The organism is Mesorhizobium sp. M0340, assembly GCF_040321535.1.
In the GTDB taxonomy this organism is placed as follows: Bacteria; Pseudomonadota; Alphaproteobacteria; order Rhizobiales; family Rhizobiaceae; genus Mesorhizobium.
Genome location: NZ_JAMYRR010000048.1, coordinates 1 through 18,542, shown reverse-complemented (window position 1 = coordinate 18,542; position 18,542 = coordinate 1). Strand labels below are relative to the sequence as shown.

The window sequence follows — 18,542 nt, the reverse complement described above, 5'->3', positions numbered from 1 at the left end:
TGTTTTTTGGGGTGTGGCGGTGGGGGGGGTGGGGGGGGGACCCTGTCGCGGCGTGGGGGGGGGGGCGCCCGCGCCGGGGCGCGGGGGGGGGGGGGGGGCCCCCCCCCGCCCCCGGAGAGGGAGCCTTCGTAGGGCGCGGTCCCCTCTTCGTCGCGGCTTCGCCGCGCCACCTCTCCCCACTTCCGTGGGCGAGGAACCCAGGCTGGAATAAAGTCGCGCTCCGTCAGCCTCTCTGTCCTGTCGAACATCGATTAAGGCGAGATCGGATGCCGCTTCAGCATTCGCCAACACTCTTGCCAATGTACAGGGATTTCCCGACAGCCTAATCTACTGCCGAGCCGAAACAGGGAGAGAGGGCGCTTGGGCGAGCACGATCCGAACGAAGAGCCGATCGAGACGGTTTTCCGCAACGGCACAATCACCACGGTCGGCATCCTGCTGGCGTTCTCGCTGGGCTTCATCACGCATTGGGCCGCCAACCCGATACCATGGGAAATCTATCACCTGGCTGCCGTCGTGCCGATTTTGATCGGCATTGCCCTGCAGATACGAGCGCTGCGGTTGCTGCTCGACATAACGTCTCTACAACGGCGCGTTTATGAACGCGCCAATCGTATCTTCATTGCCGGCCTCATCTTCACCGCCTGCGGGGTTGGGCTGGCGATGCTGCTTGACTTCTACGACCTGTCGACCAAGAGCGCGGTGCCCGGGGGCTAGCTCTGGCCATCCTGGCAGATGTCGCACAATTCGGCGCTGGTCAGCGCTGCCATGCGCTCGGTTTGCTGCCAGGGCCGGGAGGGGTCGGCAGGCCGCCGATCATCCTCGTCACCTGCGCTGCTGCATCGCGCACCAGCGGGCCGATTTCGGCCAGCCGCTCCGGTGTGACCCGTACCGTCGGCCCGGAGACCGAGACGCCGCCGATCGGTTCGCCGAATTCGTTGAAGATGGCGGCGGCGACACAGCGCATACCTGGATGCCGCTCCTCGTCATCGACCGACCAGCCGCGCAGCTTGATCGTCACCAGATCGCGGGCGAGCGCCGAGATGTCGGACAACGTGTTTTCGGTGAAGCGCTCCAGCCCGGCCCGGCGCAGTATGGTGGCTACCCGTTCCGGCTCGAGATGCGCCAGCACCGCCTTGCCAATGCCCGAGGCATGGAAGGAACTGCGCGTGCCCGGCCGGAAGAAGGCGCGGATCGCCTGGTGCGTCTCGACCTGGCTGACGAAGACCACGCAATCGTCCTCGGCGACGCCGAGATTGGCGGTCTCGCCGGTCTTCTCCATCAATTCCTGCATGACGATACGGGCGCGGTCGACCAGCTTGCGGCGGCGCAGGAACGCCGCGCCCATGCGATAGGTCTCGACGCCGATCGACCACAGCTGGTCGGTGCCTTCGAACTCGACCATGCCATGGTTCTCCAGCGTCGTCAGCATGCGGTAGGCGGTGGATGCCGGCAGGCCGGAACTGGCGGCGATCTCGCTCAACGACAGGCCGCTGCCATCGGCGACGATTGCCAGGATGCGCAGCGCCCGGTCCAGCGACTGCACCGAGGCGGCCTCGGATGGCCCGTTGAAAGCGCGCGGCCGGCCGCGCTGGCGTTTTTCGGTGTTTTCCATCGGGCCATTCTTCGCTCTGTTCGCCCAACAAGCAATGAAAAAGTTTTTCACCGGCCGGCGAAGCGAATTTATGGAAAACAAAAAGGCCAAATAATTCAATCATCTAGAGCCGTTCTCTAGAAATGAAAAAATATTCTGAAAAAATTGAAAAATAATCGACGCACTGGCATCATCAGCCATCAACAATTCCGTGGAGGCTGACATGGCCAAGATGCGCGCAGTCGACGCAGCGGTTCTCGTTCTCGAAAAGGAAGGCATCTCGTGTGCCTTCGGCGTGCCGGGTGCTGCGATCAACCCGCTTTATTCGGCGCTGAAGGCGAGGGGCAGCATCCGCCACATACTTGCGCGGCACGTCGAGGCGGCCTCGCATATGGCCGAAGGGTTTACCCGCGCCAGATCGGGCAATATCGGTCTGTGCATCGGCACGTCGGGTCCGGCCGGCACCGACATGATCACCGGCCTCTATTCGGCCGCCGCCGATTCTATCCCGATCCTCTGCATCACCGGGCAGGCGCCGCGCGCACGTCTCAACAAGGAGGATTTTCAGGCCGTCGACATCGCCGCTATCGCCGCACCGGTCGCCAAATGGGCTGTTACCGTCATGGAACCCTATCTGGTGCCGATGGCGCTGCAGAAGGCGTTCCATCTGATGCGCTCGTCGCGGCCGGGGCCGGTGCTGGTCGACCTGCCGGTCGACGTGCAACTGGCGGAGATCGAGTTCGACATCGATGCCTACGAGCCGCTGGTGCTGTTCAAGCCGGCAATGTCGCGCGCCCAGGCGGAGAAGGCGCTGAAAATGCTCGACGCGGCGGAAAAGCCTGTGATCGTCGCCGGCGGCGGCATCATCAACGCCGATGCGTCGGACCTGTTGATAGAATTCGCCGAGGTCACCGGCGTGCCTGTCATTCCGACGCTGATGGGCTGGGGCGCGATCCCCGACGACCACCGCCTGATGGCCGGCATGTGCGGACTGCAGACCTCGCATCGCTACGGCAATACGACGATGCTCGAGGCCGATTTCGTTTTCGGCATCGGCAACCGCTGGGCCAACCGCCACACCGGTTCGGTCGACGTCTACACCAAGGGCAAGAAGTTCGTCCACGTCGATATCGAGCCGACGCAGATCGGCCGCGTCTTCGCACCGGACCTTGGCGTCGTCTCGGATGCCGGTGCGGCGCTTAAGATGCTGCTCGACGTCGCCACCGAATGGAGGACCGCCGGGAAATTGCGCGACTGGTCGGGCTGGGCCGGCGAATGCCGGCAGCGCAAGAAGACGATGAAGCGCAAGACCCACTTCGACCAGGTGCCGCTGAAGCCGCAGCGCGTCTACGAGGAGATGAACAAGGCGTTCGGCCGCGACACCACCTATGTCACCACGATCGGCCTGTCGCAGATCGCCGGGGCGCAATTCCTGCATGTCTACAAACCACGCAACTGGATCAATTGCGGCCAGGCCGGCCCGCTCGGCTGGACATTGCCGGCAGCCCTTGGTGTTCGCGCAGCCGATCCGGACCGCACAATTGTGGCATTGTCCGGCGACTATGATTTCCAGTTCATGATCGAGGAACTGGCGGCCGGCGCACAGCACAAATTGCCCTACATCCATGTCGTGGTGAACAACGCCTATCTCGGGCTGATCCGCCAGGCGCAGCGCGGGTTTTCGATGGATTTCGAAGTCAGCCTGGCCTTCGAGAACGTCAACCGACAGGGCGATGCCGAAGCTGGCTATGGCGTCGATCACGTCGCCGTTGCCGAGGCGATGGGCTGTAAGGCGGTCCGGGTGCGCCGGCCGGAGGAATTCGCCGGTGCCTTCGAAGAGGCAAAGCGCCTGATGGACGAGCACCAGGTTCCGGTGGTGCTCGAATTCATCCTCGAGCGCGTCACCAACGTTTCGATGGGTACCGAAATCGACAAGATCACCGAATTCGAGGAGCTTGCCGAGCGCCATGAAGATGCCCCCACGGCGATCGTCATGCTCGATTAAGCCGCATATGAGGAACTACTGCCATGCCACGGTTTTCAGCCAATCTTTCGATGCTCTTTGGCGAGCATGACTTTCTCGACCGCTTCGATGCCGCTGCCCGCGCGGGCTTCAAGGGCGTCGAGTATATCGGTCCCTATGACCATGCGCCGGATGTCGTCGCGGCCAGGTTGAAGAAGAACGGGTTGACGCAGGTCCTGTTCAACCTGCCTGCCGGCGACTGGGCCAAGGGCGAGCGCGGCATTGCGATCCTGCCGGACCGCATCCCGGAGTTCCGGCAAGGCATTGCCAAGGTCGTCACCTATGCGCACGCGCTCGGCTGCGAGCAGGTCAATTGCCTCGCCGGCATCGCGCCGCAGAGCGTCGATCGCTCCGTGCTGGAAGACGTGTTCGCCGAAAACCTGGCATTCGCGGCGGAAAAGCTGGAGCAGGCCGGCATCAGGCTGCTGATCGAGCCGATCAACACCCGCGACATTCCGGGCTTTTTCCTGAATTACTCGGACCAGGCCCTGGCGCTCATCGACCGCGTCGGCTCGAAGAATCTGTTCCTGCAATACGACATCTATCACATGCAGATCATGGAGGGGGATCTCGCCCGTACCATTGAGGCAAACCTCAACCGCATCGCGCATATCCAGCTTGCGGACAATCCCGGCCGTCATGAGCCGGGGACGGGCGAGATCAATTTTCCCTTCCTGTACAGCCACATCGACCGCATCGGCTATTCCGGCTGGGTTGGCGCCGAATACAAGCCGAAGGGTGGGACGGAAGCCGGACTGGGCTGGTTTCGGGAGTTGGCCGGGCAGGCGGCGGCGTAGACGCTACGCATCGCCGCCTTACAAGAAACGGAGAAAGACATGGACACCATCGGCTTTATCGGCCTCGGCATCATGGGTGCGCCGATGGCGGGGCATCTGCTCGATGCGGGCTACACCGTCGTCGCCAGCGATCATCGCTCGAAGCCGCCGGCCGATCTCGTCGCCAAGGGTCTGAAGGTCGTCGCTGGCCACAGCGCCGTCGCCAAAACGGCGGACATCATTATCACCATGGTGCCGGATACGCCGCAGGTGGCCGACGTGCTGTTCGGCGAAAACGGCGTCGCGTCCGGGCTGACAAGGGGCAAGCTGGTCATCGACATGAGCTCGATCTCGCCGATCGAGACCAAGGAATTCGCAAAAAAGATCAACGATGTCGGCTGCGACTACCTCGACGCGCCGGTGTCGGGCGGCGAGGTCGGCGCCAAGGCGGCGTCGCTGACCATCATGGTCGGCGGCGAGGAAAGGGCCTTCGAACGCGCCAGGCCGGTGTTCGAAAAGATGGGCAAGAACATCACCTTGGTCGGACCGAACGGCGTCGGCCAGACAACCAAAGTCGCCAATCAGATCGTCGTCGCGCTGACCATCGAGGCCGTCGCCGAAGCGCTTGTCTTTGCTTCAAAAGCCGGTGCCGATCCGGCCAAGGTGCGGCAGGCGCTGATGGGCGGATTGGCCGCCTCGCGCATCCTCGAAGTGCATGGCGAGCGCATGATAAAGCGCAGCTTCGCGCCCGGCTTCCGCATCGAACTGCACCAGAAGGATCTTAATCTCGCTCTCGAAGGCGCCAAGGCGCTCGGCGTCGCGCTGCCCAACACCTCGACGACACAGCAACTGTTCAACTCCTGCGCGGCGAATGGCGGGGCCAAAGAAGATCACTCGGCGCTGGTCAGGGCGCTGGAGCGGATGGCGGGATGTGAAGTGGGGTGAATAGTGAGTAGTGAGCAGTAAATAGTAAGTAGCAGTGAGTAGTTGGTAATGAGTTTGGTCACGACCTACGTGCAGTCTCACCATTCACTCTTTCAAAAATTTCCTTGCCGCATAAAGGCTTACCGCCGCGGCATTCGACACGTTGAGCGAGCGGATGGCGCCGGGCATGTCTAGCCGGGCAAGCGTCGTCACCGTTTCGCGCGTCTTCTGGCGCAGGCCTTTGCCCTCGGCGCCGAGCACCAATGCGATCTTTTCTCCCGAAAAACTCTTTTCGAGCTCCGCCGGACCGTCCGAATCCAGCCCTATCGTCTGAAACCCGGCCTCGTGCAGTTGGCCGAGCGCATCGGCCAGGTTCTTCACCTCTATCTGGTCGATGTGTTCCAGCGCGCCGGAAGCCGACTTCGCCAGCACGCCGGATTCCTGTGGGCTGTGGCGCGCCGTGGTGATCAGCGCGCCGGCGCCGAAAGCCACCGCCGAGCGCAGGATTGCGCCGACATTGTGCGGATCGGTGATCTGATCGAGCACCAGCACCAGCCTGGTGTCGCCAAGCGCATCGAGGCGCTTGGGTTTTAGCGACTCGGCCTCGATCAGCACGCCCTGATGCACGGCATCCGAGCCGGTGACCTTGTCGATGTCCTTCGGCTCGACCAGTTCCGCCTTGAAGGGCAAAGCGGCAAGATCGGCGATTGCCAGGCGCTCGGCAGCGTTGCGCGTCACCAGCATTTTTTTGATCTTGCGGCGCGGATTGTCGAGCGCCGCCCGCACCGTGTGCAGCCCGTAGAGCCGCACCAGCCCGTCCGCGGCGGTCTCGCCGGGCGGCACCGGCTGGCGTGGCCTGAACGCCGGCGCGCCGCCGCTCTTCTCGTCGCGATGCGCACGGCGCAGCTTGGCGTAGTGGGTGTCTTTCGGGGTCTTGGATTTGTTATCGTTGCTCATGGCCGGCTTCTATAGCCGTGTCGTCCGGTCATGGATACAGCCGCACAAGCTGCTTGTCGGGCGAGGTGTGAAATTCAGCGCTTTTTGCCGGGATGTTGCGGTTGACAGTTTTGGACGCTCCCGCCATAAGGCGCTGCGCGGAAAGGCTGCTTTGGCGGCCGCGACGCGTCGATGCCTCGTTGCATGGCTCCGGCGGCAGACTGGAGAGGTGCCCGAGTGGTTAAAGGGGACGGACTGTAAATCCGTTGGCTATGCCTACGTTGGTTCAAATCCAACCCTCTCCACCACTGCCGGCCCGGAAGCCCTGAAACGCAGCGCGAGCGTCGGAGCGGATCCGATGCTTGACTGAAAGGCGCGGGTATAGCTCAGTGGTAGAGCAGCAGCCTTCCAAGCTGAATATGCGGGTTCGATTCCCGCTACCCGCTCCAGATTTCCCCAGGCCACGGCGCACTTCGCGCACGATCCCGAAGCAGGCGGCGCCAAGCGAAGCGCTTGCCGATAGTTCAGAGCGTTCAATGCGCGTCCAGAAGGACGCGCATCTTAATCTGTGTTTTACGCATATCGTTGTCCCGAACCGCAGGCGGCGTTGGGCGACAGGCGTCAGCTCGCGAATTTGCTGAATATGGACGCGAGCTGGTTCTGCTGCGGCACTTGCCCGTTCGGCGTCAGCTGGTCGACAAGTCCCGGCAAGGCCGCGGACAATTGCTGGAGCAATTCCTGCTGATTCAGGCCCGTCCTTTGCGCGATCTCCTGAATGATTTGCGGCCCGAGAGCGCTGCCCAGATCGTTGGGGTTGATCGGCTGGTTCTGACCGGTGCCGACCCACGAATTGGCGACGTTGCCGTGGCCGGCGTCCTTCAGTTTGTCGAGCAGGCCGCCCAGACCGCCAAGCAGTCCGCCGTCGGCGGATGCGGTTGTATCAGGCGGGACGGGGGCAGGGCTCTGCGCTGCCTCCGGCTGGGCGGAACTTCCACTGCTCAGCATTTTTCCCACCAAAAGTGCGCCGAGCGCGATCATCAGCGGCTTGGCGACGTTGCCGCCCGGAACGGCATTGTCAAACAGTCCCATTGTGGATCTCCATGTCAAATTGCCCGTCCGTCTCCGACAATGACGCATTCATGGCGAATTTCAAGCCGGTTTGAGCTTTCCGTAATCATGATTTTCAAGTTGGCTTGAGCTTTGCTTAATAATGTGGAAGTAATCGGGTGCGGGGAACGGAGAGGAAAAATGTCAATATTAAGCTGGATTATTCTCGGCGTCATCGCCGGCTTCATAGGCAGCAAGATCGTCAATAAAAGCGGGCAGGGCCTGGTGCTCGATATCGTGCTTGGGATTGTCGGGGCTATCGTCGGCGGGCTGATCTTCAGCGCCTTTGGTGCGTCGGGCGTTACGGGGCTGAACATCTATAGTCTGATAGTGGCCGTGATAGGCGCGATAGTTGTCCTGTGGGCTTATCACCAGTTTACCGGCAGGCGGGCTCTTTAGAAACGGGCAGATCGGCAGTTGCGCCGGCATTCACCCGAATGCCGAGCGCCTATCTAATCCTTTTGAGGATCTGGCGGATCAGCGTGTTGAGGCCGGCTTCCAGCCCTCTCACCATGATCGGCCATAGTTCCTCCAGCAATCGCTGCCATACGGCATCGCGCCCAATCCTCACCGGCAGATTGGGCATCTCGCCCATTGCCGCCGTCACGTCGCGACGCAGCCGCTCGCCACAGGCGCTTGCGCCGCTGATCGTCGGATCGAAGGGCAGCCGGGTGAAATCCCATTTTTCCGCGCTGCTCGATGCCCAGATTGCTCTCGACTTCGGCATGCGACAGCACCGTTTTGGGCGTGACCTTGATGCGGTAATATTTGCAGAGTTCGGCGACAACCGCGGTCATCGCGTTCCACTGTGCCCTGGTCATCGGATAGCGGCCGGCATCGAACGGCCTTTCCTCCGCCCCGGCCATGCAGCAGAGCGAAACCCCGATCGAGCCGCCATTGCAGTTGAGCGTGTGCGCGGCATATCCCGGTTTTACCCGACCCGAATTGAGCGCGATCGACGGCCGGCCCCTGACCAAACGGCCATTCCCCTCGACCAGTATGTGATACGCATCCCTATCGGTGTCGCCGGCCGAATACGAGCCTGCCGTCCAATGGCAAACGACGCGCTTCATCGCAACATTGGGCAACCAGTCGGGCGGCAATGCCACAGAAATTTCCGCGACATAAGTTCAGTGACGGAGCCCAGTATAGTTTCCTTGGCGGCGGACGCGAAAACAAAACGATAGTTTGGTTGAGCGTTTCTAACGGTCTGCTATTCGCCGGCATCTTCGGCGACCGCGTGTTCTCTGTATTGCGGCAGATCGTCAGTGATCGTGAACCACTTCGCCTTGGAGTCGACGAAGATGTGCTGCGTCGGGCGGATGGTTGGCTCGCCGACGAGGCTTCCCATGGCGACATGCACGAAGGCACCGTCGCGGACCACCGAATAGAGCAACGAGCCGCAAGTCTTGCAGTGCGCGTCATGGCCGGTTTCGTCGCCGAAGATCATGAGATTGTCCTCGCCCCTCGCCAGGCTCAGCCTGTCCCGCTCGATGCCGGCGAACGGCTTGAAGGCCGAACCGGTGGTGCGCCGGCAGTTCGAGCAGTGGCAGTTCGCGGCATAGACGAACGCGTCCGCCACCGCGTACTGAACGGCGCCGCACAGGCATTTTCCGGCGAGCATGCGGTTGCTTGCATTCTGGTTGTTTCCGTTCTCCGGGCTTGCCATACGCTTCTCCACTCAGGCGATTGTCCCTACGCCGTTTCCAGCTCTAGGCGACGACGGTTAGCCGGCGCTTGCGCTCGTCGAGCGAGACGATGGTCAACCCGCTGGCCACGACCAGCAGGATGCCGCAGATGGCCAGCGCATTCGGGAGCTGCCGGAAAACCACCAGGCCTGAAATCACCGCCCAGACGGTAAAGCAATAGTAGAACGGCGCCACTACGCTGGTCGGCCCGACACGATAGGCCATGAAAATGAAGAAGTGGCCGAAGATCAGGAACAGTCCGGCGGCGCCCATCAGCAGCAGGTGACGGGTTTCAGGCACCACCCACTGCTCGGAAACCAGGTGCGCAACGCCGGCGCCGGCGAGCACCACAATCACTGCGGAAATAGCCACGACCATTCCCGGCACGTCGGCAGCGACCTTGCGCCCGGCCAGATCGCGCGCCGCGGACAGGGCTGCATTGCCGAGCGCCAGCAGGGCGTAAACCGAAATCCCCTGCATCGTCGGTTGTGCCACCATCACCGCGCCGACAAAGCCGAGCCCGATCAGCGCCAGGCGAACCCCGCCGATCCGTTCGCCAAACAGCATCGAGGAGCCGACCAGCATCAGCAAGGGCGTGATCTGTCCGAGCGCGGTGGAGTCGGCGATCTGCATGTTGGCGAGCGCCACCACGTAGCAAAGGATCGCACCCAGTTCGAGCAGGTTCCTGCGCAAAACCGTCGCATCGAGGATCAGCGGGATCTGCTTGCCATAGCCCAGCATGAACAGCAGCGGAATGCCCCACAACGTTGCCGCAGCGCCGCGCAGGAACAGCACCTCATAGGGCGGCAGTCCCGCGGTTGCGAGCTTCATCATCGTGTCGTTGACGATGTAGGACCCGGTCGAAACGACCATGAACAGCGGGCCTCGTAAGGCAGTCGGGATGAAATGCATCGGCCCACGAAATCAGACCGGCGCCAAAGCGGCAATGGGCCAGATCCGGCTGTAAATCCGTCAAAGCCGTCAGCCGCCGCCGTAACCATTCCATTTGCCCTTGTTCGTTCTTATATCCGCGCCACATTCTCCGAAACCGGATCACGCGTTCGGGCGGGCGAGCGCGCTCGGCGACAAGGCACTTGTGTTTTTCGGCCTTAGTCGCTAATCGCCCCGCATTCGACTGAACTGAAGGTCCAGGCCGTCCCCAGGCCGTCCAAGGAAAGAGACTATGGCAAAAGGTAAATTCGAGCGCACTAAGCCTCATGTGAACATTGGCACGATTGGTCACGTCGACCATGGCAAGACGTCGCTGACGGCGGCGATCACCAAGTATTTTGGCGAATACAAGCGCTACGACCAGATCGATGCGGCGCCCGAAGAGAAGGCACGCGGCATCACCATTTCGACGGCGCATGTCGAATACGAGACCGCTAACCGCCACTATGCCCATGTCGATTGCCCCGGCCACGCCGATTATGTGAAGAACATGATCACCGGTGCCGCGCAGATGGACGGCGCGATCCTGGTGGTGTCGGCCGCCGACGGTCCGATGCCACAGACCCGCGAGCACATCCTTTTGGCCCGCCAGGTCGGCGTGCCCTCGATCGTGGTGTTTTTGAACAAGGTCGACCAGGTCGACGACGCCGAGCTGCTCGAGCTGGTCGAACTCGAGGTGCGCGAGCTTTTGACCAAGAACGAGTTCCCCGGCGACGACATTCCGATCGTCAAGGGTTCGGCGCTTGCCGCCCTTGAAGATTCCGACAAGAAGATCGGCGAGGACGCCATCCGCGAGCTGATGGCTGCGGTCGATGCCTACATTCCGACGCCGGTTCGTCCGCTCGACAAGCCGTTCCTGATGCCGATCGAGGACGTGTTCTCGATCTCGGGCCGTGGCACGGTGGTGACCGGCCGCGTCGAGCGCGGCGTCGTCAAGGTCGGCGAGGAGCTGGAGATCGTCGGCATCCGTCCGACCACCAAGACGACCTGCACGGGCGTCGAGATGTTCCGCAAGCTGCTCGACCAGGGTCAGGCGGGCGACAACATCGGCGCGCTGTTGCGCGGTGTCGACCGTGAAGGCGTCGAGCGCGGCCAGGTCCTGGCCAAGCCCGGCACCGTCAAGCCGCACAAGAAGTTTGTTGCCGAAGCCTACATCCTGACCAAGGACGAGGGCGGCCGCCACACGCCGTTCTTCACCAACTACCGTCCGCAGTTCTACTTCCGCACGACGGACGTGACCGGCATCGTGTCGCTGCCGGAAGGCACCGAGATGGTGATGCCGGGCGACAACATCACCGTCGATGTCGAGCTGATCGTGCCGATCGCCATGGAAGAGAAGCTGCGCTTCGCCATCCGTGAAGGCGGCCGCACCGTCGGTGCCGGCATCGTCGTCACCATCAAAGAGTAATCGTCACGCTGCCGGTTGAGATCGGATGCGAAAGGGCGGTCTTCGGGCCGCCCTTTTTGATTCTGATATTCCGGCAATGGATTAACCGCATTGCCTTAAATCCTGTTGCAAGCGCCTCTGCCATAACTAGTATAGGTTGCATCGAGGGGGCTGCCCAAATGGTTCCATGGCGCCGTTTGCATAGCCAGGCATGGTGGACGCTAGGCCTGATCTGCCTTGTGTCGTTGCTTGCCATGGGCCACGCTGCCTTCGCGGCGGATGCAAAAAAATCCACGCCGGAAAAATCCACGCCGGATTTCGGCCCGACGATGCGGTTCGTCGTCGTCCGCAGCAGCGCGCCGGGCTGCGAGCCGACCTGTCCGGAATGGATATCGGCGGAAGGCTCGATTGAAGCCGGCACGCCGGCCCTTTTCAAGCGCACGCTTAAGGCGCTTGGCGCCCGAAAGCTGCCGATCGTCGTCGATTCCCCCGGCGGCAATGTCGAAGCGGCGCTGACACTTGGCCGCCTGATCCGCAAGAACAAGCTCGATATCGCGGTCGGCAAAACCCGCTTCGCCGGCTGCCTGCCAGATATGAAGAACTGCAAGGAAAACGACGGCAAAGGCGCCCGTTATTTCGGCGATGCCTATGGCAACGGCGCCATCTGCAATTCCGCCTGCCCGTTGATGTTTTCCGGTGGCATCCGGCGCGTGGTCGGGGAGTGGGCCTTTCTCGGCGTCCATCAGATCACCACGACCTATATCCGGACGAAACTGCTGTACCGCACCACCTACCGTATGGTGAAAGGCAAGAAGAAGATACTCAGTACCAGGGTCGTCAGCCGGAAGAACGCGGGCAGCTACAAGACCTACGAAATGAACAAACCGCTGGAGCGGAAGCTGGCGGCCTATCTGAAGGAGATGGGCGTCGGCCTGGGCGTGCTTGAGACTATGAAAAGCACGCCGGCCAGCGGCATCCAGCAACTGATTCCCTACGATATGCTGCAAATGAATCTCGTCACCAGTCTGGATGCCGTCGACCTGCTGACCGCGCCAACCCTGTGCAAATCCGATCCGTTGCCGGCGAGTTGCAGGGAAGTGCCGGCGCCGGCGAATATCGCGAAGCCGGCCGGGCAAGTGGTGGCGAGCGCCGAGCCTGCACCTCTGGGGCTCGAAACCCCGCCGGCGAAGGAGGTCGCTGACATGCGCTTCGTCCTGGTCCGCGGCAGCAACCCGCTATGCAATCCCAATTGCCCGGAATGGATCTCGGCCGAAGGCACGATTACCGCTGACACGGCCGAAAAATTGCGCCAACTGCTTGATAGCGTCGGCGACCGGCGCCTGCCCATCGTAGTCAGTTCGCCGGGTGGCGACGTGCTCGGTGCTTTGGCGGCCGGAAGGCTGATCCGCGAACGTAAACTCGACGTCGCCGTGGCGCGGACGGATTTCATTGGCTGCGAGCCGCGGCAGGCCGACTGCACGGCCGAAGACGGCGTCTACAACGGACTGACGGTCGATGCCGGCGGCGAGTGCGGCTCGGCCTGCCCGATCATGCTCGCCGGCGGTGTCAAACGCCTGGTCGGCCCGCGTGCACAGTTGAGCGTGCATTCGATGGGCTTCGAGCAGCGGGTCAAGGCCTATCTCGAGGACATGACTGTTGGACCCGGCATGTTTTCGGCGATGCAATCGGCGCAGTACTCGCGCTACCGGCACCTTGAACCAGAGATGATGCTGAAAGTCGGGCTGACGACCGGGCCTGGGTCCGCGGACGAATTGACCGGGCCTGGCATCTGCAGATCGGAGCCAAGGCCGGAGAACTGCCGCGAGATCTCGGGCGCCAAGGCTCAGGCCACCACGCCCGTGAAATCATAGGCCGGTCAAATCGTAAGGCAGGCATGATAGCCGGGCCGACTGGCCATCGAGGCAGGTTGAGCGGCGCTCGATATTTCCGCTATCGTCCAGCGAAGACCAGCATAGGGGGATAGCGAATGAGCCAGGATGTCCCGACATTGTTCGAATGGGCCGGCGGCTCCGAAGCGCTGAACCGCCTTACCCAGACCTTCTACGACAAAGTCGCTCGGGACCCCATCGTCGGGCCGGTGTTCAAGCACATGTCGCCGGACCATCCCGCTCACGTGGCGGCTTTCATCGGCGAAGTCTTTGGCGGACCGAAAACCTACAGCGAAAAACATGGCGGCCATCGCGAGATGGTGATGCATCATCTCGGCAAGCATCTGACCGAGGAGCAGCGCCGGCGCTGGATCAATCTTCTCGCCGACGCCGCCGACGAGATCGGGTTGCCTGACGATCCCGAATTCCGCTCGGCCTTCATGGGCTATGTCGAATGGGGATCGCGGCTGGCCAAGATGAACTCCAACAAGGGCCCGACCTGCGATCCCGAGAGCGAACCAATGCCGACCTGGGGTTGGGGGGTGCCGGGCGGCCCCTACAAGCCGCCTTCGGGAGACTGACCGGGCACGAATCGGTCGAAAACCCCGCCGGCCAGGAAACGGGTGGCTATGGAGGTTTCGGTCCTCCAGGCTAACGGTTTGAAGTCGCCGTCGACTGGCGGGGCCACACTGAGAACCGGAGGCTTGCGATGAGATCGGAACGCAAGAAAAGTTCAGACAGCGCCTTTGACAGCGGTCGCGGAACTCGAAATCCATTTGGCGTCATGGACGTCCCCACTCCCGACGACGAGGAGGTCTCGGCGTTCGCCGCCGGCGTGAAACTGGAGGGAACTGCAAGTGATGAAAACGCCGAAATGTGGGGCACCGAAAGTGACGGCAACGACACGATCGACGGCAGCTGGTCCAGCCGGTGGAACGGCGGTGCCGATCCCACGATTCCGGGCGATGCCAAGGATAAATGGAAGTCCGGCCGGGGCGAGGTGAAGACAGCGGGAGAGAGAGTTTACCTATTGTTCGATTGGCATCATGGCGTGCGCAAAGGGCTGATCGATGCGCGGCGCGAGGGTGCGAAAGGGCTGGTTGGAAAATATGTCAATCTGACCGACCCGAAAATCGTGCGTCCCTGGGTCGGCTTGATCGTCAGCAACCAGAGAATCGACGGGAAATGGCCGGGAGGACGCCTGGACTTCAGCAGATGAAGGCTGGGCAGCGCACGTCGCTCTTTACAGAGCGCGCGGAAGCTTTTAGGAAGCGCCTGCTGCGCCGACATGCGCATACGGGCATAGCTCAGTTGGTAGAGCGGCGGTCTCCAAAACCGCAGGTCGTAGGTTCGAGCCCTGCTGCCCGTGCCATTCTTTGAATGGATACCTAAAAACGATTCTTTTGCAGTGCGGCCTTTGAAAATCGGCTTGTGACTTGCCATATAGCACAAGTTGCGGCATAAGGGCCGCATAGCCGGGACGGGACGACTGGATGGTTCCGAGGCGGCGTTTGGCCATAAAGCGGACACTTGCCACTTGCGTGGATCAAGAATCGGTTTTATGTAGACGAGACAGACACGCGACGCGTGGAGCTGGGAAGCCGGCTTTACGCGTCTGATTTGCATGGGCGAAATGATTGCGCTGATTCGGCGCGAACGCACGCTCAGGCGGCACGTCCCGGCCAGCGGGATCATCCAGGAGGCCCGGCCAACGGGTCTTGCAGACAGAGCGGCATATGGCTTCGAAAACCACAAATCCCTTCACCTTTCTCCAGCAGGTTCGCGCGGAGACCGCCAAGGTCACTTGGCCGTCGCGGCGCGAAACGATGATCTCAACGGTGATGGTGCTTGTGTTCGCGGTCATCGCGATGATCTTTTTCTTTACCGCAGACGTGGCCATGGGCTTTGCGGTCGAAAAAATCCTCGGCCTCGGACAGTAAGTCCGGCGATTACGGAGAAGTCTTGAAATGACCGCGCGGTGGTACATCGTCCACGCCTACTCGAACTTTGAAAAGAAGGTCGCCGAGGACATTGAGAACAAGGCCAAGCAGAAGGGCCTGTCCGCCGACATCGAGCAGATCGTGGTGCCGACCGAGAAGGTCGTCGAGATCCGCCGCGGCCGCAAGGTCGATGCCGAGCGCAAGTTCTTTCCGGGCTATGTGCTGCTGAAGGCCAATCTGACCGACGCCGTGTTCTCGCTCGTCAAGAACACGCCGAAGGTTACCGGTTTCCTGGGCGACTCCAAGCCGGTGCCGATCACCGAAGCCGAGGCCCAGCGTATCCTGAACCAGGTTCAGGAGGGCGTCGAGCGGCCGAAGCCGTCGGTGACGTTCGAGATCGGCGAAGCTATCCGCGTTTCGGATGGACCATTCGCGTCCTTCAACGGTTTCGTCCAGGAAGTGGACGAGGAACGGGCGCGGCTCAAGGTGGAAGTTTCGATCTTCGGGCGCGCTGTGCCGGTCGATCTGGAATTCGGACAGGTCGAGAAGGGCTGATCCGAAATCCCTGCACCGGTTTCGGCGGCAGGGAAGGCGGCGCGGAGATCGCGCGGCCAAAACGGGTGGGAGGCGAATGCGGCTTTAGCCGGCCGCGCGGACCGCACCACCAGACTGCAACCGCCGGCAAGACCGGCATGAGAAAAGGCAGGAAGAGAGATGGCTAAGAAAATTGCAGGCCAGCTCAAGCTCCAGGTTTCCGCGGGATCGGCCACGCCGTCGCCCCCGATCGGCCCGGCGCTTGGTCAGCGTGGCATCAACATCATGGAGTTCTGCAAGGCGTTCAACGCGCAGACCCAGGAAATGGAAAAGGGTTCGCCGGTTCCGGTCGTCATCACCTACTACCAGGACAAGTCGTTCACCTTTGTCATGAAGACGCCGCCGGTGAGCTATTTCCTGAAGAAGGCCGCCAACCTGAAGTCGGGTTCCAAGGAGCCGGGCAAGCTCAAGGCCGGTACGATCGGCCGCGACAAGGTGCGCGCAATCGCCGAGCAGAAGATGAAGGATCTGAACGCAAACGACGTCGAGGCGGCCATGCGCATGGTCGAGGGCTCCGCCCGCTCGATGGGTCTGGAAGTGGTGGGCTGAGATCATGGCAAAGATTGCAAAGCGTGTATCGAAGACCCGCGAAGGCATCGACCCCAACAAGGCTTACGCTTTGGGTGAGGCGCTGAAACTGCTCAAGGATCGCTCCTCGGTGAAGTTCGATGAGACCGTCGAAGTCGCGATGAACCTCGGCGTCGATCCCCGCCATGCCGACCAGATGGTCCGCGGCGTGGTCAATCTGCCGAACGGCACCGGCCGCAGCGTTCGCGTCGCCGTGTTCGCGCGCGGCGACAAGGCCGAGGAGGCCAAGGCTGCCGGCGCCGACATCGTCGGAGCCGAGGACTTGGTCGACATCGTCCAGAAGGGCACGATCGACTTTGACCGCTGCATCGCCACGCCGGACATGATGCCGCTGGTCGGCCGTCTCGGCAAGGTGCTCGGCCCGCGCGGCATGATGCCGAACCCGAAGGTCGGCACCGTCACCACTGACGTTGCCGCCGCTGTCAAGGCATCGAAAGGCGGCGCCGTCGAGTTCCGCGTCGAGAAGGCCGGCATCGTTCATGCCGGCGTCGGCAAGGTGTCATTCGACGTCAAGGCGCTGGAAGAAAACGTCCGCGCCTTCGCAGACGCGGTGACCAGGGCAAAGCCGGCTGGGGCCAAGGGCAACTACGTCAAGAAGGTGTCGGTCACCTCGACGATGGGCCCGGGCCTCAAGCTCGATGTCTCGACGCTCGCAGCGTCCTGATACGAACAATTGGATCGGCCGCTAAAACGCTGATCCGTGAAAGAATTCCGGGCCTCCGACCTGTCGGTGGCCCGGTACCGGAAGTCGAAAGGCTTCCGGACATCCTGTCCGAGATTGCAGGCGGCCCCCAAGCCTTAGGTGATGTGGGCCTTAATTCATGTGGGCCTGCATGAGACGGGTGAAGACCGGACAACGGAGCGAAAGCTCCAATGAAAGGTTCGAACCGTGTTTGCCTTTTGTCTGCGCACCGTCCGGCTTGCCGGCAGGTGTGGCGAAAGGGGGCAGGATCCTCGAGCGTCGTTCGGGAGATCCGTTACTGGATGGCCCGGCCGGCAAAAGGCAACCCGACGCCTGTCCTTCGTAGAGGGCAGGGGTCAACTGGAGATAGGCAGTGGACAGAGCGGAAAAACGCGAACTCGTCACGGGCCTGAATGATGCGTTTTCAAGCGCTGGTTCAGTCGTCGTGGCCCACTACGCCGGTATCACCGTCGCGCAAATGAACGACCTTCGGTCGAAAATGCGCGCCGCCGGTGGCACCGTCAAAGTCGCGAAGAACCGTCTCGCCAAAATCGCTCTTCAGGGCACGGACTCCGCATCGATCATCGAGCTGTTCAAGGGACAGACGCTGATCGCCTATTCGGAGGATCCGATTGCGGCGCCGAAGGTCGCGTCCGATTTCGCCAAGGGAAATGACAAGCTCGTCATTCTCGGTGGCGCAATGGGCACCACCTCGCTCAACGCCGACGGTGTGAAGGCACTCGCCACACTTCCGTCGCTCGATGAGCTGCGCGCCAGGCTGGTTGGCATGATCGCCACGCCGGCAACCCGGATCGCCCAGATCGTCAATGCGCCTGCGGCCTCGGTCGCGCGCGTCATCGGCGCTTACGCCCGGAAGGACGAGGCGGCATGAGGCCGTTCCTCGCTATCACAAACACACGTTCGAACCTTATGAAGGAACATTGCAATGGCTGATCTGGCAAAGATCGTAGACGACCTTTCGAAGCTGACCGTCCTCGAGGCGGCCGAGCTGTCGAAGCTTCTTGAAGAAAAGTGGGGCGTTTCCGCCGCTGCTCCGGTGGCGGTTGCCGCTGCCGGCGGCGCTGCGGCCGCTGCTGCTCCTGTCGAGGAAAAGACGGAATTCGACGTCGTCCTCACCGAGGCAGGCGCTCAGAAGATCAACGTCATCAAGGAAGTTCGCGCCATCACCGGTCTTGGCCTCAAGGAAGCCAAGGACCTGGTCGAGGCGGCTCCGAAGCCGGTCAAGGAAGGCGTTTCCAAGGCCGACGCGGACAAGTTCAAGGCCCAGCTGGAAGCAGCCGGCGCCAAGGTTGAACTGAAGTAAGCGTTGAGTACCGGCGGGCGGCGTAGCGCCGGCCGCCCCAACCAACAAGGGTAGGGGGGGCGCATAGCGCGAAGAGTGCGAAAAACACATTAAAGAGGGCCGCCAACCCGCCTTAATGAAAACGGGTTTGTCCCCGTTT

Annotated in this window: 21 protein-coding genes, 3 tRNA genes and 1 pseudogene; 18 read left to right on the top strand and 7 right to left on the bottom strand. The window is 62.0% G+C overall.

Annotation, left to right across the window (positions count from 1 at the left end; all coding sequences use genetic code 11):
* Positions 1 to 360 precede the first annotated feature (360 nt).
* Positions 361 to 717 carry a hypothetical protein gene (locus NKI79_RS32105; protein ID WP_352477490.1) on the top strand — a complete coding sequence of 119 codons (357 nt, stop codon included), beginning with the start codon at positions 361 to 363 and terminating at the stop codon, positions 715 to 717.
* A gap of 40 nt (positions 718 to 757) precedes the next feature.
* On the opposite strand, the gene bhcR is transcribed toward NKI79_RS32105, so the two are convergent.
* On the bottom strand, positions 758 to 1,615 hold the full coding sequence (gene bhcR / locus NKI79_RS32100; protein WP_352807247.1) for an HTH-type transcriptional regulator BhcR: 858 nt from the start codon (positions 1,613 to 1,615) through the stop codon (positions 758 to 760).
* Between the two features lie 202 nt (positions 1,616 to 1,817).
* On the opposite strand from bhcR, the gene gcl reads away from it, so the two are divergent.
* Genes gcl through NKI79_RS32085 form a run of 3 tightly spaced genes read left to right on the top strand, consistent with a single transcriptional unit; the run spans position 1,818 to position 5,338 of the window.
* Entirely contained in the window at positions 1,818 to 3,599 is a 1,782-nt protein-coding gene (gene gcl, locus NKI79_RS32095; RefSeq protein ID WP_352807245.1) for a glyoxylate carboligase, read from the top strand.
* Between the two features lie 23 nt (positions 3,600 to 3,622).
* Positions 3,623 to 4,414: a hydroxypyruvate isomerase gene (gene hyi, locus NKI79_RS32090; RefSeq protein ID WP_352807243.1), complete on the top strand. Its 792-nt coding sequence runs from the start codon at positions 3,623 to 3,625 to the stop codon at positions 4,412 to 4,414.
* Between the two features lie 9 nt (positions 4,415 to 4,423).
* Positions 4,424 to 5,338 (top strand): 2-hydroxy-3-oxopropionate reductase, encoded by a 915-nt coding sequence (locus tag NKI79_RS32085; protein ID WP_352807250.1) that lies wholly within the window; start codon positions 4,424 to 4,426, stop codon positions 5,336 to 5,338.
* Positions 5,339 to 5,422: 84 nt separating this feature from the next.
* Here NKI79_RS32085 and NKI79_RS32080 read toward each other — a convergent pair whose 3' ends face one another.
* Positions 5,423 to 6,274: a TrmH family RNA methyltransferase gene (locus NKI79_RS32080; protein WP_352807242.1), complete on the bottom strand. Its 852-nt coding sequence runs from the start codon at positions 6,272 to 6,274 to the stop codon at positions 5,423 to 5,425.
* Positions 6,275 to 6,476: 202 nt separating this feature from the next.
* Between NKI79_RS32080 and NKI79_RS32075 the strand changes: the two genes are divergently transcribed.
* Together NKI79_RS32075 and NKI79_RS32070 are read left to right on the top strand one after the other, a co-directional pair.
* A tRNA-Tyr gene (locus NKI79_RS32075) sits at positions 6,477 to 6,561 on the top strand.
* A gap of 67 nt (positions 6,562 to 6,628) precedes the next feature.
* Positions 6,629 to 6,702: transfer RNA gene (locus NKI79_RS32070), tRNA-Gly, on the top strand.
* Positions 6,703 to 6,874: 172 nt separating this feature from the next.
* On the opposite strand, the gene NKI79_RS32065 is transcribed toward NKI79_RS32070, so the two are convergent.
* Positions 6,875 to 7,342 carry a YidB family protein gene (locus NKI79_RS32065; protein ID WP_254817132.1) on the bottom strand — a complete coding sequence of 156 codons (468 nt, stop codon included), beginning with the start codon at positions 7,340 to 7,342 and terminating at the stop codon, positions 6,875 to 6,877.
* Between the two features lie 159 nt (positions 7,343 to 7,501).
* On the opposite strand from NKI79_RS32065, the gene NKI79_RS32060 reads away from it, so the two are divergent.
* Positions 7,502 to 7,759 carry a GlsB/YeaQ/YmgE family stress response membrane protein gene (locus NKI79_RS32060; protein WP_254817133.1) on the top strand — a complete coding sequence of 86 codons (258 nt, stop codon included), beginning with the start codon at positions 7,502 to 7,504 and terminating at the stop codon, positions 7,757 to 7,759.
* 49 nt (positions 7,760 to 7,808) lie between these two features.
* On the opposite strand, the gene NKI79_RS32055 is transcribed toward NKI79_RS32060, so the two are convergent.
* The 4 genes and pseudogenes from NKI79_RS32055 to NKI79_RS32040 form a co-directional block, all read right to left on the bottom strand.
* Positions 7,809 to 8,087, bottom strand: a complete 279-nt coding sequence (locus tag NKI79_RS32055; RefSeq protein ID WP_352807252.1) for a hypothetical protein — start codon at positions 8,085 to 8,087, stop codon at positions 7,809 to 7,811.
* Positions 8,088 to 8,136: 49 nt separating this feature from the next.
* A pseudogene (locus NKI79_RS32050) lies at positions 8,137 to 8,433 on the bottom strand (N-acetylmuramoyl-L-alanine amidase); the annotation flags it as partial.
* Positions 8,434 to 8,573: 140 nt separating this feature from the next.
* Positions 8,574 to 9,029 carry a GFA family protein gene (locus NKI79_RS32045; protein ID WP_352807239.1) on the bottom strand — a complete coding sequence of 152 codons (456 nt, stop codon included), beginning with the start codon at positions 9,027 to 9,029 and terminating at the stop codon, positions 8,574 to 8,576.
* Between the two features lie 43 nt (positions 9,030 to 9,072).
* Positions 9,073 to 9,960 (bottom strand): DMT family transporter, encoded by an 888-nt coding sequence (locus NKI79_RS32040; protein WP_352807237.1) that lies wholly within the window; start codon positions 9,958 to 9,960, stop codon positions 9,073 to 9,075.
* A 271-nt stretch (positions 9,961 to 10,231) separates the two neighbouring features.
* Here NKI79_RS32040 and tuf point away from each other — a divergent pair, with 271 nt between their 5' ends.
* The 11 genes from tuf (at position 10,232) to rplL (ending at position 18,403) form a co-directional block, all read left to right on the top strand.
* A complete protein-coding gene (tuf, locus tag NKI79_RS32035; protein ID WP_254817137.1) occupies positions 10,232 to 11,407 on the top strand; it encodes an elongation factor Tu in 1,176 nt (391 codons plus the stop codon).
* Positions 11,408 to 11,565: 158 nt separating this feature from the next.
* Positions 11,566 to 13,257: a COG3904 family protein gene (locus NKI79_RS32030; protein ID WP_352807234.1), complete on the top strand. Its 1,692-nt coding sequence runs from the start codon at positions 11,566 to 11,568 to the stop codon at positions 13,255 to 13,257.
* Between the two features lie 116 nt (positions 13,258 to 13,373).
* Positions 13,374 to 13,856, top strand: a complete 483-nt coding sequence (locus NKI79_RS32025) for a group II truncated hemoglobin (protein ID WP_352651208.1) — start codon at positions 13,374 to 13,376, stop codon at positions 13,854 to 13,856.
* Positions 13,857 to 13,984: 128 nt separating this feature from the next.
* Entirely contained in the window at positions 13,985 to 14,494 is a 510-nt protein-coding gene (locus NKI79_RS32020) for a hypothetical protein (RefSeq protein ID WP_352807230.1), read from the top strand.
* Positions 14,495 to 14,571: 77 nt separating this feature from the next.
* Positions 14,572 to 14,647: transfer RNA gene (locus NKI79_RS32015), tRNA-Trp, on the top strand.
* A 364-nt stretch (positions 14,648 to 15,011) separates the two neighbouring features.
* Positions 15,012 to 15,215, top strand: a complete 204-nt coding sequence (secE, locus tag NKI79_RS32010; protein WP_023680439.1) for a preprotein translocase subunit SecE — start codon at positions 15,012 to 15,014, stop codon at positions 15,213 to 15,215.
* Between the two features lie 27 nt (positions 15,216 to 15,242).
* Positions 15,243 to 15,770, top strand: coding sequence for a transcription termination/antitermination protein NusG (gene nusG, locus NKI79_RS32005; RefSeq protein WP_006333333.1), 528 nt, complete (start codon positions 15,243 to 15,245; stop codon positions 15,768 to 15,770).
* 159 nt (positions 15,771 to 15,929) lie between these two features.
* A complete protein-coding gene (gene rplK / locus NKI79_RS32000; RefSeq protein ID WP_254817141.1) occupies positions 15,930 to 16,358 on the top strand; it encodes a 50S ribosomal protein L11 in 429 nt (142 codons plus the stop codon).
* Between the two features lie 4 nt (positions 16,359 to 16,362).
* Positions 16,363 to 17,061: a 50S ribosomal protein L1 gene (gene rplA, locus NKI79_RS31995; RefSeq protein WP_254817142.1), complete on the top strand. Its 699-nt coding sequence runs from the start codon at positions 16,363 to 16,365 to the stop codon at positions 17,059 to 17,061.
* A 391-nt stretch (positions 17,062 to 17,452) separates the two neighbouring features.
* A complete protein-coding gene (gene rplJ / locus NKI79_RS31990) occupies positions 17,453 to 17,971 on the top strand; it encodes a 50S ribosomal protein L10 (protein WP_008875657.1) in 519 nt (172 codons plus the stop codon).
* 54 nt (positions 17,972 to 18,025) lie between these two features.
* Positions 18,026 to 18,403 (top strand): 50S ribosomal protein L7/L12, encoded by a 378-nt coding sequence (gene rplL / locus NKI79_RS31985; RefSeq protein WP_140752948.1) that lies wholly within the window; start codon positions 18,026 to 18,028, stop codon positions 18,401 to 18,403.
* The last annotated feature ends 139 nt before the right edge of the window (positions 18,404 to 18,542 follow it).

Bases quoted from the DNA above. Each gene is read 5' to 3' on its own strand.
- NKI79_RS32025 (WP_352651208.1), top strand. From the start codon at position 13,374: ATGAGCCAGGATGTCCCGACATTGTTCGAATGGGCCGGCGGCTCCGAA.
- NKI79_RS32030 (WP_352807234.1), top strand. From the start codon at position 11,566: ATGGTTCCATGGCGCCGTTTGCATAGCCAGGCATGGTGGACGCTAGGC.
- NKI79_RS32080 (WP_352807242.1), bottom strand. From the start codon at position 6,274: ATGAGCAACGATAACAAATCCAAGACCCCGAAAGACACCCACTACGCC.
- rplL (WP_140752948.1), top strand. From the start codon at position 18,026: ATGGCTGATCTGGCAAAGATCGTAGACGACCTTTCGAAGCTGACCGTC.
- NKI79_RS32055 (WP_352807252.1), bottom strand. From the start codon at position 8,087: ATGCCGAAGTCGAGAGCAATCTGGGCATCGAGCAGCGCGGAAAAATGG.
- NKI79_RS32060 (WP_254817133.1), top strand. From the start codon at position 7,502: ATGTCAATATTAAGCTGGATTATTCTCGGCGTCATCGCCGGCTTCATA.
- rplK (WP_254817141.1), top strand. From the start codon at position 15,930: ATGGCTAAGAAAATTGCAGGCCAGCTCAAGCTCCAGGTTTCCGCGGGA.
- gcl (WP_352807245.1), top strand. From the start codon at position 1,818: ATGGCCAAGATGCGCGCAGTCGACGCAGCGGTTCTCGTTCTCGAAAAG.
- nusG (WP_006333333.1), top strand. From the start codon at position 15,243: ATGACCGCGCGGTGGTACATCGTCCACGCCTACTCGAACTTTGAAAAG.
- hyi (WP_352807243.1), top strand. From the start codon at position 3,623: ATGCCACGGTTTTCAGCCAATCTTTCGATGCTCTTTGGCGAGCATGAC.
- bhcR (WP_352807247.1), bottom strand. From the start codon at position 1,615: ATGGAAAACACCGAAAAACGCCAGCGCGGCCGGCCGCGCGCTTTCAAC.
- NKI79_RS32045 (WP_352807239.1), bottom strand. From the start codon at position 9,029: ATGGCAAGCCCGGAGAACGGAAACAACCAGAATGCAAGCAACCGCATG.
- tuf (WP_254817137.1), top strand. From the start codon at position 10,232: ATGGCAAAAGGTAAATTCGAGCGCACTAAGCCTCATGTGAACATTGGC.
- secE (WP_023680439.1), top strand. From the start codon at position 15,012: ATGGCTTCGAAAACCACAAATCCCTTCACCTTTCTCCAGCAGGTTCGC.
- NKI79_RS32020 (WP_352807230.1), top strand. From the start codon at position 13,985: ATGAGATCGGAACGCAAGAAAAGTTCAGACAGCGCCTTTGACAGCGGT.
- NKI79_RS32065 (WP_254817132.1), bottom strand. From the start codon at position 7,342: ATGGGACTGTTTGACAATGCCGTTCCGGGCGGCAACGTCGCCAAGCCG.
- rplA (WP_254817142.1), top strand. From the start codon at position 16,363: ATGGCAAAGATTGCAAAGCGTGTATCGAAGACCCGCGAAGGCATCGAC.
- NKI79_RS32040 (WP_352807237.1), bottom strand. From the start codon at position 9,960: ATGCATTTCATCCCGACTGCCTTACGAGGCCCGCTGTTCATGGTCGTT.